Source organism: Acinetobacter legionensis, from assembly GCF_048551735.1.
In the GTDB taxonomy this organism is placed as follows: Bacteria; Pseudomonadota; Gammaproteobacteria; order Pseudomonadales; family Moraxellaceae; genus Acinetobacter.
Map to the genome: position 1 here is coordinate 40,789 of NZ_JBIMBV010000017.1, position 12,986 is coordinate 53,774.

The 12,986-nt window shown below is 39.6% G+C and carries 8 protein-coding genes; 6 read left to right on the top strand and 2 right to left on the bottom strand.

The features are described 5' to 3' along the window. Positions 1-68 precede the first annotated feature (68 nt). Both ACG9ZL_RS15325 and ACG9ZL_RS15330 read right to left on the bottom strand, forming a co-directional pair. The gene (locus tag ACG9ZL_RS15325; RefSeq protein ID WP_004724053.1) at positions 69-800 is read right to left on the bottom strand and encodes a type III pantothenate kinase; all 732 of its coding nucleotides are present in this window, start codon (positions 798-800) and stop codon (positions 69-71) included. A 623-nt stretch (positions 801-1,423) separates the two neighbouring features. Then, positions 1,424-2,179 (bottom strand): biotin--[acetyl-CoA-carboxylase] ligase, encoded by a 756-nt coding sequence (locus ACG9ZL_RS15330; RefSeq protein WP_336954334.1) that lies wholly within the window; start codon positions 2,177-2,179, stop codon positions 1,424-1,426. Positions 2,180-2,209: 30 nt separating this feature from the next. On the opposite strand from ACG9ZL_RS15330, the gene ACG9ZL_RS15335 reads away from it, so the two are divergent. From ACG9ZL_RS15335 to ACG9ZL_RS15360, 6 genes are all read left to right on the top strand, one after another. Next, entirely contained in the window at positions 2,210-3,013 is an 804-nt protein-coding gene (locus ACG9ZL_RS15335; RefSeq protein ID WP_336954335.1) for a sulfite exporter TauE/SafE family protein, read from the top strand. Between the two features lie 160 nt (positions 3,014-3,173). Further along, complete coding sequence (locus ACG9ZL_RS15340) at positions 3,174-3,869, top strand: GntR family transcriptional regulator (RefSeq protein WP_419360659.1); 696 nt, start codon at positions 3,174-3,176, stop codon at positions 3,867-3,869. A 13-nt stretch (positions 3,870-3,882) separates the two neighbouring features. Beyond that, positions 3,883-7,308: a chromosome segregation protein SMC gene (gene smc / locus ACG9ZL_RS15345; protein ID WP_419360661.1), complete on the top strand. Its 3,426-nt coding sequence runs from the start codon at positions 3,883-3,885 to the stop codon at positions 7,306-7,308. 28 nt (positions 7,309-7,336) lie between these two features. Further along, complete coding sequence (locus tag ACG9ZL_RS15350) at positions 7,337-8,353, top strand: cell division protein ZipA C-terminal FtsZ-binding domain-containing protein (RefSeq protein WP_419360663.1); 1,017 nt, start codon at positions 7,337-7,339, stop codon at positions 8,351-8,353. 79 nt (positions 8,354-8,432) lie between these two features. Beyond that, positions 8,433-10,463 (top strand): NAD-dependent DNA ligase LigA, encoded by a 2,031-nt coding sequence (gene ligA / locus ACG9ZL_RS15355; protein ID WP_035370689.1) that lies wholly within the window; start codon positions 8,433-8,435, stop codon positions 10,461-10,463. Between the two features lie 320 nt (positions 10,464-10,783). After that, positions 10,784-12,931: a TonB-dependent receptor gene (locus ACG9ZL_RS15360; protein ID WP_419328385.1), complete on the top strand. Its 2,148-nt coding sequence runs from the start codon at positions 10,784-10,786 to the stop codon at positions 12,929-12,931. Positions 12,932-12,986 lie beyond the last annotated feature (55 nt).

Consider the following 12,986-nt stretch of genomic DNA (forward strand, 5'->3'; position numbering starts at 1 on the left):
TATCGTGTTTATGGTTGTATTTATTAAAAATGGAAGATTGCTGATCTTCCATTAAATTGTATTTGGGTTTAAGCAGTTTGTCGATCTATATAGAACTGTAAGCCTTTAAGTAATAAATCTGATTCAATTCTTGGTTGATATTTCTCAAGAAATTGTGCAAATAGATTGGCATCACCGCCTGTTAAAATAAGCTTGCGTGGTTGTTGCTCAAGCACTTTTTCAATGGTGCTTAACAGTCCTAAGAAAATGCCATGATGTACTGCATCTATGGTATTTCGACCTGGACTCAGCTCTGAAAAAGCCGCATCTGGAATTTTAATACCTTTGGTTTTTTGAATTAAAGAATCGCGTTGTAAATAGAGGTTAGGCAGAATATAACCGCCTAAATGTTGTAAGCCTTGGGTTAAATCAATTGTTAAAGCTGTACCACAGCTAATCACACACAAGTCATCATCAGCTTTCGCCACGGCCAAAACTTGTAACCAACGATCGATTCCAAGTTGTTCTATATGGTCATAGCCACAACGTAATCCTGCATATTCAGCATGCACTTTGGCAAAAGTCACCGGAATATCGAGTAATTTTAAAATCTGGACAATGCGTTCGTTGTTCTTTTTATCTTGGACTGAGGAGATTCCAATTTTGTCTAAGCCTAAACCACGAAAATGTTGAATTAAACCCAGTAGCAGATCCGCAGGGGATTGGAGATGTAATTCTGCTGCCTGTTGGATAATTTGATTATTTTCAGTAATCCAATATTTTAGACGGGTATTTCCAATATCTAACCAAAGTGCTTTCATGATTTTGCCTAATTGAAACTGAACACAATCTGCATAATTATTTTATTTGAAAATATTGAACGACTTAGAGAGCCTCTCAATCTGATCAATCAAATAGGGCAAATAACCTGCGGTTCATTTTGCTGAACGTTGTTCCGTACTGTTAGTAACTGTTTGCTATGATCTTTGGATCAATACGATTACTGCGCAATATATAGCGAAATGTATAGCGAAAAAAGCCCTGTTTTAAATAGGGTCTGTTGATAATTCGTCTATGTTTGCGACTACGTGTGTTTTTTAGGCGATACTAGGCGCGAAATACGAAATTTAGTTATTCTAAATCAGTAGTTCGTAACAACGTAGCGGCAAAAAACACGCTAGTCCCCCGCTGCGCCTTGCGCTGCAAACAAAGCAGTGCTTTGTTCTTGCTCAGGGTTGTGGCTAAAATTATCTCAGCCTTCGTTATGAAACTCGAAAATAGTCTCGCTATTCTCTTCATGCTTTACGACGTATACGTCTCATGCTCAATTTTAACCTACAACGCAAGCCATTTATGAAATGTCAACAGCCCCTAATTGCCGATCACTTTTTCACGATACATCTGATCAATCCATCTCATTTTAGAAAACAGATCACCTCGTTATTTATGCTTCAGCTAAGCGTAAACGCCCCTGATAGACATTGACTAAACCTTGAGCCGTCAATAAATTCAGTGCACCATCATCAGAAATCCCTTTGAAAATACCTTCAATTGAATTTTGAATTTGTTCAAAATAAACCTGCTGATCCATAAAGGCAGCATAGTGATTAAATCGTGCTGAGAGGTTATAGCAACCATGATCAAACCATTGTCCAGCTTGTTGAATTGCCAAATACATTTCTGCAATGATTTGGATTCGATTTGGAAATTGTAGGCCTAATTGCATTAGCGAGGTAGCTTGTTGAGTCACATTTTCTTTAGGGATCGGAAATAAGTTGATCCCGATTCCAACAATGGCTTGATGTGGTGAAATGGGCTCAACCAAAATTCCGCCCCATTTTCCTTGAGGGCTATATAGGTCATTGGGCCATTTAATTTGTAATTCTGGTAAATTCTTAAGTGTTGGCATTTGTAAGATATTTAAAGCAATTTCCAATGCTAAACGCCCATCTAAGGGTGTTCGTGTTTCAAGCAATGTGCTTAAATAAATATTACCAATTGGCGAAACCCATTCCCGTTGGTGCTGACCTCGTCCTTGAGTCTGAGTTTCACTACAGACCAAAACTGTCTTGACGCCGCTGAGCGCAATTTCACGCACATCATCATTGGTCGATGCTGTAGTCTGCTTTAAAAGCAGCACTTCAGGGAGCTCATTTGCTTGTGTAAGAAGTTGTCTAAGATGACGAGTCTCTAAATCCATGTTGAATCTGAGAAGAGTGAAGGAACATTTATGGAGTTAATCATATATTTAGGTATTGGTGCAATCGCAGGATTTGCTGCTGGGCTATTTGGTGTTGGCGGTGGCTTAATTATTGTACCAATTCTCTATGTGGTCTTTACCAAAATGGGCTATGATCCTTCGGTCATTATGCACATGGCATTGGGAACTTCACTTGCAACTATTATTGTAACTTCAATTAGTTCTGTAACAGCGCATCATAAAAAAGGTGCAGTACTTTGGAGTGTTTTTAAAAACTTAGCTCCAGGTTTGGTGATTGGCTCATTTATTGGTGCTGGCATTGCAGATATTTTATCAGGTCAGCATTTACAATTGATTATTGGGGCATTTGCAATTTGGGTGGCATTTAAAATGTTTAAAGGGGCCAATGTCAAAGTCGATGAATCTAAACAATTGCCGACTGCACCTATGCAAATGCTGGCTGGTGGGGGAATCGGGGTCGCATCGGCAATTTTTGGTATTGGTGGCGGAAGTTTAACTGTTCCATATCTCAACAAAAATGGTGTGGTGATGCAAAAAGCCGTTGCAACATCAGCAGCTTGTGGGTTACCGATTGCAATCGCAGGGGCATTAGGCTTCATGTTCTTCGGCGCGCAAGAACCAATTGAAATTAAAAATTCAATTGGTTATGTCCATATCTATGCCTTTATTGGGATCAGTGTGATGAGTTTTATCACCGCCAAATTCGGCGCAAAGGTTGCGCATGCGCTTTCTCCAGCCATGTTGAAAAAATGTTTTGCATGTTTACTTACAGTTGTTGGTCTTTATTTTATTTATCAAGGAATTACTAAGTAGATTCCGATCAAAGGTACTTTTTCTAAACACTAAATTGACTTAAAATGCATTAAAATTGTCGGACAATGTCATGGTTTCAATTGAATTAAATCAGGTAAAACTAAAATAATGACAATTGACATTGTCTGAGAAAGAATAATAAACCCAAGATAGGAATTATATGCATTCGGAAGAAGTGGATAGCCTTTCAGAACAAATTGCCAAACATATTAGTGAACAAATTATTAGTGGCGAGTTGGTTGAAGGAGAAAGAATACAAGAACTACGTATTGCCAAAGAACTGGATGTCAGTCGTGGCTCAGTACGAGAAGCCCTTTTGCTTTTAGAAAGAACCCACTTGATTGAAATTTATCCTCGCCGTGGTGCTATTGTCTCAGAAATGTCAGCTCAACAAGTACGCGCATTATTTGATACCAGTGCACTGTTATTAGGTCAAATCGTGCAACGTATGAGTGAAACATGGCGTAATCATGAGGCTGAAGCGATCCAGCAGATGATGAGTCATTTGGTTGAGCAAGTGAAGCAAGGCAATACTGAAAAGTTTTATGATGGTATTTTTCAATTTTTATCGGGGCAACAAGACATGGTGGGGAATCCCTACCTGATGAAATTTTATAAAGAGTTGTTACCCTCACTCCGAAGAAGTTATTTTTTAACCTTAAATACTTCAAGACGCGAGCTTCAAGAAGCTTTAGAATTGCTTAAGTTGGTGATTGACGCAATTTTAATCCGAAAATCACAACAAGCTACTTTATTTATGGAAGATTTTTGTCGACACTTACGTAATCTGGTGTTGGAATCTCTGACACGGATGAAACAAATCGAACTCGCTTGGGCGCGGAGATCGCGTCGGTAATTACTAGGACATTATGCGTTTAAGCAGCTTAAAACTTTCAGGCTTCAAATCTTTTGCCGATAGTACAACACTACAATTCAAAGATAACCGAACAGCGGTGGTTGGTCCTAATGGTTGTGGTAAATCCAATGTGATTGATGCTATCCGTTGGGTGATGGGGGAATCCAGTGCACGCCAGCTCCGTGGTGGCAGTATGCAGGATGTTATTTTTACAGGAACGGCAAAACGTAAACCTGTAGGTATGGCAAGTGTAGAACTGCGCTTTGAAAACACCTATGGCAAATTAGGTGGGGCCTATAACGCGTATACTGAACTTGCTGTTCGCCGTCAAGTGAATCGTGATGGAAAATCTGAATACTTTCTCAATGGGACGAAGTGCCGACGTCGTGATATTACCGACATTTTCTTGGGTACAGGCTTAGGTCCTCGTTCCTACGCAATCATCGAACAGGGAATGATTAACCGTTTGGTTGATGCCAAACCTGAAGAAATGCGTATTTTTCTTGAAGAGGCTGCTGGGGTTTCTCGTTATCAGGCTCGTCGTCGTGAAACACTACAACACTTAGAACATACCACGCAGAACTTAGACCGTCTCGAAGATATTGCTTCAGAACTCAAATCACAGCTTAAAACCTTAAAACGTCAGTCTGAAACTGCGGTTCAATATAAGACTTTAGAAACTGAAATTCGTACATTAAAGATAGAAATTCTATCTTTTCAGTGTGATCGTAGTTCCCGTTTACAAGAACAATATACGGTTGAAATGAACGAATTGGGGGAGCACTTTAAATTGGTGCGCTCTGATATGAGTACCTTGGAGCATGATCTGACTTCAACCAATGAGTTGTTCCAACGTCTGATTCAACAGTCCACGCCTTTGCAAAATGAGTGGCAACAAGCTGAGAAAAAACTCTCTGAGTTGAAAATGACTTTGGAACAGAAACAAAGTTTATTTCAACAAAACTCAGAAGCTTTGGGAAGTTTTGAACAGCAAAAAGCTCAAACCAAAGAAAAAATTCAGTTGATGGAATTGCAATTGGAAACCTTGCACAGTCAATTGGAGCAGCAGACTGAACATTTACAACATGCTGAGGCTGATACACAACAACGTAGCCAAGCATTTACCGATTTAAAAGCGCAGCAATTGCAAGCACAACAACAATATGAACAGGTCAAAGTTCAAGTTGAAAAGCAACAGCAGCAAAAAGCACAAATGCAGGCGCAAATTGAACAACTTGCAAAAAATGTTGCACGTATTGAGCAGCAGAAAGACACCTTAAAAACCCAAGCAGTTCAGGTTCAAAGTCAATTTAAAACTGAAGATGTTCAACAACTTGAGCAAGAAAAATTAGCAATACAAGCTGCGATTGTTGAATTAGAACAAAAAATTAATCAAGCAAAGCAGCAGTTTGAACAGCTATACGAGCGCATTAATCAGCAAAAAGCTCAGATTTCAGCTTTAAAATCTGATGTACAAGTGTTGCAATCTGAACAGAAAAACCTCACCCAATTAATGGCGAAGAGTGCTGTAAATAGTAAGGCTGATACTGTGCAATTGATGCAGGTATTAACGCTGAATGAACATGGCAAAGCACATGCACAGCTGGTTGAAAAATTTTTAGCCAAATGGTTGTCAGCCCATATTGTTGATCAAAATGCTGATTTTGCTGAAAGTATGGCACGCCAGCTTAAAGCATCAGGCTCACAAGATAAAATTCAAATGAATGGAGTGGCGTGTCTAGCAGATTGGATTGAATCTCCACAGTATTCACTGTGGAGTCAAGTTGTTGTAATTGAAAACCTTGCTCAAGCTTTAACGGAAAAAGCACAGTTAAAAGTAGGGCAAAGCATATTGACGCTGGATGGTTATCATGTCGGTCAAGATTGGGTGATTGGTTTGTTCTTTGATGAGTCGAGTCAGGCTGCACAGGGTGCACTCAGTCATCGTATTCGCCTTGAAGAAATTGAAACACAACTTACGCAGCTACAACCACAGTTGATTGAAGCTGAAACTATATTGCCGAGTTTAAATCAGCAATTGCAGGATCTGCAAAAACAGATTCAAATAGAGCAAGATACGCTAAAACATCAGCAAAAACAGCTACAACTGTTTGATGTGCAAATTGCTAAGCAGCAAAGTGCTTCACAAGCATTTGAGTTGCAGAAAGTTCAGCTCAATAGTCAATTGCAACAGTTAGATGAGCAACTTGAAGAAGATGCAATGCAGAAAGATGATCTTGAAATCGATATGCACTCGGTCATCCTCAAGCTTGAACAAAATCTTCCTGAGTTTAAAACCTTGCAATTCAAATTGGACGAGCTCAATGAGCACGTTGAAGAACAACAACAGCAATTACAGCTTAAACAACAAGATTCCGAAACCACACGTCGTCTAGCTGAACAAAATAAACAGCAAATTGAATTATTAGACAAAGACCTATCTTTCTCTAAAACGCAATATCAACAAATTATTGCGCAAATGGAGCAAGCCAAGAAGTTTGTAGATCCAATTCAATTGGAATTACCAAGTCTAGAATCGCAATATGCTGAGCAGGCACAACAAACTGAAAAACTGCAAAGAACTTGGAGTGAGTGGCAAGTTGAATTGAATAATATTCAATCTAAACAGCAACAACTTACAGAAATGCGCCATTTGCATCAGCAAAATGATGAGCAATTGCGTACAAAACTGGAAGAGCGACGTTTAGCTTGGCAAGCGGCAAAATCAGATTTCCAGCATTATTCAGATCAACTCAAAGAGATGAATGCTGAAGTTAAGCAAGGTGTATTGATTGATTTACCTGCACATCAAGAAAAATTTGAGAAAGCACAGCGTCAGTTTGAGAAATTAGGCGCGGTCAATTTAGCAGCTTCAGAAGAATATGAAGAAGTTTCTAAGCGCTTTGAAGATCTAACCCATCAAATGCAAGATTTGGAAAATACGGTTGGGCAATTGAAAGATGCCATGAAGACCATTGACCAAGAAACCAAAAAATTATTTATGGGGACTTTTGATCAGGTTAATGCTGAATTAAAAGTACTATTTCCAAAAGTCTTCAATGGTGGTGAAGCCAGTTTAAGCCTTGAGGATGATTGGCAGTCTGGCGTAAAGCTGATGGCACGCCCACCGGGTAAGAAAAATAGTTCATTGGCTTTGTTATCTGGTGGTGAAAAAGCATTAACGGCATTGGCTTTGGTATTTGCTATTTTCCGTTTGAATCCTGCACCTTTCTGTGTTTTGGATGAAGTTGATGCGCCTTTAGACGATGCTAACGTTGGTCGTTTTTGTAATTTAGTAAAAGAGCTTTCTGATCAAGTCCAATTCATTTACATTACACATAATAAAGTTGCAATGACGATGGCAACCGGTTTGCTGGGTGTGACGATGCCTGAACCAGGCACATCAAAGCTCGTCACTGTGAATTTGGAAGAGGCTTGAGAATACGGTTTAGCCGCGGAGTCATAGTATGGAAGTCACCACAATTATTGGAATTGTTGTTGCAGTAATCATCATTCTGGTGGGTTTAAGGATGGTGCTACGAAAGCCCAATGATGCCGCACCTTCTTTAGAGTCTGAATTGCATATCAATGAAGATTGTAAGCAACCCGTGATTCCTCGTCATGTACGAGATCAATTGCGAACAGATCGTGAGTCTCAAGAGCAAGTGCGTGTTGAACCGAATTTAACTGCTTTAGACTCGGTCGAAGTTGTAGATGAAAAACAGCAAAAGATTGAGGATGCAGCAGCGGAGTCGAATGTTGTTCAGTCAACTGAGCTTGAGCATGCAGCAATTACACAACAAACTGAAAAGACGGATACAGTGGCAAGTGCTGAATCCACAACAGAATCTGAAAAAGCACTTAATGTGCAAACAGAACCGACGACTCAAACTAATGATTCTGCCAAAGTCGTAATCAGTCAGGACAAAGAGGAAGCTTTTCAGTTTAATGCCAATGTTGAAACAGCTGAAATCAAAGAGTTTGATGAGGAAAGCAGTATTTTAGATGTTCATTTAAACGAGCAACAAAAATATGATGATGAAAGCGTATTGTCTACGGCTGAAACTATTATTGCACTGAATGTTTATCCGAATCCACGTAAAGCATTGTCCGGGGATAAAACCTTAAAAATGTTGTTAAAATATGGTTTACGTTTTGGTGAACTCTCTTGCTTCCATCGTTATGAGAATCCAGAGGAAGAAAGCCATTTACTGTTTTCTGTATTACGTGTCACCGACAACGGTCCAGATGGTTTTGATTTAGAAACCTTATCGACTGAACAAGTTCAAGGTTTGGCTTTTTTCTTGGCACTCCCTCATTCAGATGTGCAAAAAGGCTTTGATACCATGGTCAGTATTGCTGGCTTAATTGCTCGTGAAATAGACGGTACGGTCTATGATGAGAACAATCTTGAATTTACCCCACAACTGAAAGAGCATTGGCGCCATAAAGCGATCGATTATCGTTCAGGGCATGACGCTTAGCATAACGTCATATTTACTTTATAATTGGTATTCAGAATTTTGGGCGGAGTATTCCGCCTTTTTATGGTGAAAAAAATTTATGGAAAATAATCCTGTCGTAACGCAAATGCGTCAATTGATTCAACTCATTGCGAAACATAATCATGCTTATTATGTGATGGATCAGCCGAGTATTGAAGACAGTGAATATGATCAGTTATTTCACCAACTCAAAGCCTTAGAGCAACAACACCCAGAATTGGTTCAGGCAGATAGCCCAATCAATAAAGTGGGTGGAAAACCACTGTCTAAATTTGAAACCATTACCCATACTGTACCGATGTTGTCCTTGGGCAATGTATTTAATCAGGACGAATTATTTGCCTTTGCTCGCCGTATCGAAGAACGATTGCCCAATCAAAAGATTCAATATGATGTTGAGCTAAAATTTGACGGATTGGCGATTTCGCTCTGGTATGAAAATGGAGTCTTGACACGTGGTGTAACCCGTGGTGATGGTGAAACAGGCGAAGTAATTACGCAAAATGTAAAAACCATTCGTAATTTACCGAAAGTCTTGTCTTCGGATAAAGTGGCAGTGCCACGCTTGTTGGAAGTTCGTGGTGAAGTATTGATGCCAAAAGCTGGCTTTGAGCGACTCAATGCTGAAAATGAAGCGAAAGGCGAAAAGACCTTTGCCAATCCTCGAAATGCTGCGGCTGGTAGTCTACGTCAACTTGATCCAAGTATTGCAGCATCTCGCCCGTTGGCTTTTTATGCTTATGGTATTGCACAATGTGAACCGCATCATGGCATTGAGTCAATGTCAGCGAGTCTTGAATGGTTGACTAACTTTGGCTTTGCTGTGGGAGAACGTCATTTTATTTGTGAAAGTATTCAAGAAGTGCAAGAAAAATATCAGCAAATCAACCAAGAGCGCCCGAACTTAGCGGTTGAAATTGATGGCATGGTGATCAAAGTTGATGATCTTCAACAACAACAAAAGCTGGGCTTTTTAAGTCGTGAACCGCGTTGGGCAACGGCGTATAAGTTTCCTGCAGTTGCAGCATTAACAACAGTTGAAAATATTGATTGGCAAGTCGGACGTACTGGGACTTTAACCCCTGTAGCACGCTTAAATCCCGTGGCTGTGGGGGGGGTAACCGTTTCTAATGTGACTTTGCACAATATTGGTGAAATTCACCGTTTGGACGTTCGTATTGGCGATACGGTCAGTGTCTATCGTAGTGGTGATGTGATTCCCAAAGTTGAAAAAGTATGGTTAGAATTCCGGCCAAATGACGTGACAGAAGTACATTTACCTGAAAATTGTCCAGTATGTTCTTCTCCAGTGGTCATGCCAGAAGGCGAGGCTTTAGCACGTTGCTCAGGTGGTCTATATTGTTCTGCGCAACGTATTGAAGCCATTCGTCACTTTGTTTCTCGTAAAGCAATGGATATTGAAGGTCTCGGTGATCGCTGGGTAGAGTCATTATTACATCTTGATTTATTAAAGGATGTCGCCGATATTTACCATTTACATGAGCATCGTGAACAGTTACTGACCATTGAAAAAATGGGTGAGAAATCTGTCCAAAATTTATTGGATGCTATTGAGAACAGTAAGAAAACCACACTTGCTGCATTTATTTATGCCTTGGGTATTCGTGGTGTAGGTGAAACGACAGCACGTATGCTGGCCAACACTTTCCAAACGCTTGATGCGATTCGTCATGCTGATCTTGAAGCATTGAAGAAAACTCCAGATGTTGGTGATATTACGGCTGAGTGGATTGTTGATTTTTTCCAAGCACCACATAATCTTGAAGTGATTGATCGTTTGCTTGCAGCTGGGATTCATTGGGATGCACCAGTTGCACCCACCCGCCAGCCTTTAAATGGTGAGAGTTGGGTGATTACAGGTACATTGGCTACCATGGGGCGTGATGATGCGACTCAAATGCTACAAGCTCTTGGTGCGCGTGTCAGTGGCAGTGTGTCGAGCAAAACCAAATGTGTGGTTGCGGGTGAAAAAGCAGGTTCTAAGCTTGAAAAAGCAGAGAAACTTGGTGTCGCTGTACTGAATGAACAGGAGTTTTTAGCATTAATGGCTGAGTATGGACAGGCATAGATTCGTTTAAATTATCTCTAAAATTACTGTAAAGATACAGGTGTTGTATCTTTACAGTTTTCAAAAATTAAAATCATCAATTCAAGATTGATGTGATAACAAATCAACAAGTCATCATTTTTCAATAGAACTTTTAGTTCTGTATTTACCGATGTATTTCAGAAGTTTGCTTGATCTATCATTAGCATGCTACATGATAATAATTCTTATTCATTTGAATTTTCCATTAAACTTAACTTTAGATGAAAAATTACAATTCTTAACAATAGTGAAAGTGTATATAATAATCATTATCATCTAAAAAGTGTCTTATTATTTATATGAAAAATTTTTCTCGAACATTTCTAGTCAATTCTATTTCAATCGTGCTTTTTGGTGGGGGACTTACACAAACAATCTGGGCAAATAATGAAATTACTGCTTTGCCTACGATTAAAGTCGCTGCTGAAAAGGAACAAGAAAAACCAACATTTGCCAACGGTGCTTTGCAAAAAAATACAGATTTGGGGTCATTGGGAAATAAGAAAATCATAGACACGCCGTTTAGTATCACGTCTTATTCAGCACAATTGATTGAAAATCAACAAGCAAGCACTGCGGGGGAAGTGTTAAAAAATGATGTCAGTATTCGCACCACAACCAATCAAGGACATTTAAATGAAAACTTTAAAATCCGTGGTTTCGATGTCAATCATGAAGATTTAAATTATAACGGCTTTTATGGCGTTGCACCTTATGGTCGGATGCCTACGGAATTTTTAGAGTCAGTGACTGTGCTTAAGGGTCCAAATGCATTGGTTGCAGGTGTTGCACCTACAGGCAGTGTAGGCGGTATTGTGATGGGGCATTCTAAACGGGCAGATCAAGAACTCACTCGAGTTTCTGCATCGTTTCAAGATGAAGGATATTATCAATCAGGCTTTGATGTATCTCGTCGTTTTGGTGAGAACAAAGAGTTTGGTCTGCGTGTGAATGGTGCTTATGCAGATGGTGAACATATCATTGATGGAATGAATGATCGTCAAGCTTTGGGGGCAATTGCTGCGGATTACACCACGGATAAACTAAAGATTAATTTAGATGCTTATGCGGTCAAAGGAAATCGTAAAGGCGGTTCACCTGCAATGGTTGCCATGGGTGGTAAGGGCAGTGTTAATCATGTACTTGCAGCACCTAAAGGGGATTTAAACTACTTTTCAAACTTAGAAGGCAATACCGACAGTCAATTTGTAGGTTTGTCAGGTGAATATAAATTTACCCCTGATATCAAAGCATTTGCAGGCATTGGATATGTAGAAAAATCATATGATGGTCATCTTTTTGGCACACGTATGATTGTCAATAATTTAAATGGAAATGCAACCTCACAATATTATCGAGTGGGATCAAAAGAACATAACACTGCTGCTAATGCAGGCTTTGAAGCAAAATTTGATACAGGGGCGATCAAGCATACTTTGGGATTGCGCACTGATTATTTAACCCGCAAATATTCACAACATAGATCCGCAACCAGTTCAGGGTTTACGACCAATTTATATGAGCCATCAAATACAGGTACAATGCCAACAACTTACCCAGAAATTGTTCCTTATGGTGATAATGAGTATATGAGTTATACCTTAACGGATCAGCTTTCAATGTTGGATGATAAATTACAACTTATTTTAGGTGGACGTTATCAAGATATCGATACTAAGAATCTTGTCAAAAAATCAGCTTATAGTGCAGACAAGCTATCACCAAGTTTGGGGGTTGTCGTCAAACCATTTGGTGAGGATTTATCTTTTTATGCAAGCTATGTCGAGGGTTTAGCTGAGGGGGTAACGGTCTCTGAAATGACCTATCCAACAGCAACAAATAGGGGCGAAACACTTGCACCTTATCAAACCAAGCAATATGAGTTAGGTGTAAAATATCAGTTGGGTTCGTGGTTAAATACTTTGGCACTTTATCAGATTAAAAAGCCTGAGGCTTATCAGGACACCATAAGTAATAAAGTCAAAGATGATGCTGAAACGCGTTCTCGTGGGGTAGAATGGTCATTCTCTGGCAATGTTACAGATACTTTATCTGTGATGGGGAATTTGGCCTATATCGATGCTGAATATGTGAAATCAGCTAAGGTCGCTTTCGAAGGTAATAAAGTATATGGTGTACCCGATTTTACTGCTTCGTTAGGGCTTGATTATGCCATTCCTAATGTTGAGGGGCTTCATATTAATACTCGTGTGAGTTATGTGAGTGAGCAATATTTGAATGAAGAGAATACGTTAGAGCTACCTGACTATACGATTGTTGACTTAGGCGCCCGCTATAAAACCAAACTTGGTGGGGTAAATACCACCTTCCTCGCCAATGTTGATAATGTCGCCAATAAAAAATATTGGGAAGGTGTGTTTAATTCAAACTATGCTTTAGTCGGTGGTGCAAGAACTTATAAAGTCGGTGTAACTTTTGATTTCTAAGCCTTAGCTGATATTGAGCGCTATAAGCCAAAAAGCCTTTTTCATGATTGAAAAA

What these genes read in the sequence shown, in the direction of transcription:
- ACG9ZL_RS15335 (WP_336954335.1), top strand. Translation starts at nt 2,210, where the DNA reads ATGGAGTTAATCATATATTTAGGTATTGGTGCAATCGCAGGATTTGCT.
- smc (WP_419360661.1), top strand. Translation starts at nt 3,883, where the DNA reads ATGCGTTTAAGCAGCTTAAAACTTTCAGGCTTCAAATCTTTTGCCGAT.
- ACG9ZL_RS15360 (WP_419328385.1), top strand. Translation starts at nt 10,784, where the DNA reads ATGAAAAATTTTTCTCGAACATTTCTAGTCAATTCTATTTCAATCGTG.
- ligA (WP_035370689.1), top strand. Translation starts at nt 8,433, where the DNA reads ATGGAAAATAATCCTGTCGTAACGCAAATGCGTCAATTGATTCAACTC.
- ACG9ZL_RS15330 (WP_336954334.1), bottom strand. Translation starts at nt 2,179, where the DNA reads ATGGATTTAGAGACTCGTCATCTTAGACAACTTCTTACACAAGCAAAT.
- ACG9ZL_RS15325 (WP_004724053.1), bottom strand. Translation starts at nt 800, where the DNA reads ATGAAAGCACTTTGGTTAGATATTGGAAATACCCGTCTAAAATATTGG.
- ACG9ZL_RS15350 (WP_419360663.1), top strand. Translation starts at nt 7,337, where the DNA reads ATGGAAGTCACCACAATTATTGGAATTGTTGTTGCAGTAATCATCATT.
- ACG9ZL_RS15340 (WP_419360659.1), top strand. Translation starts at nt 3,174, where the DNA reads ATGCATTCGGAAGAAGTGGATAGCCTTTCAGAACAAATTGCCAAACAT.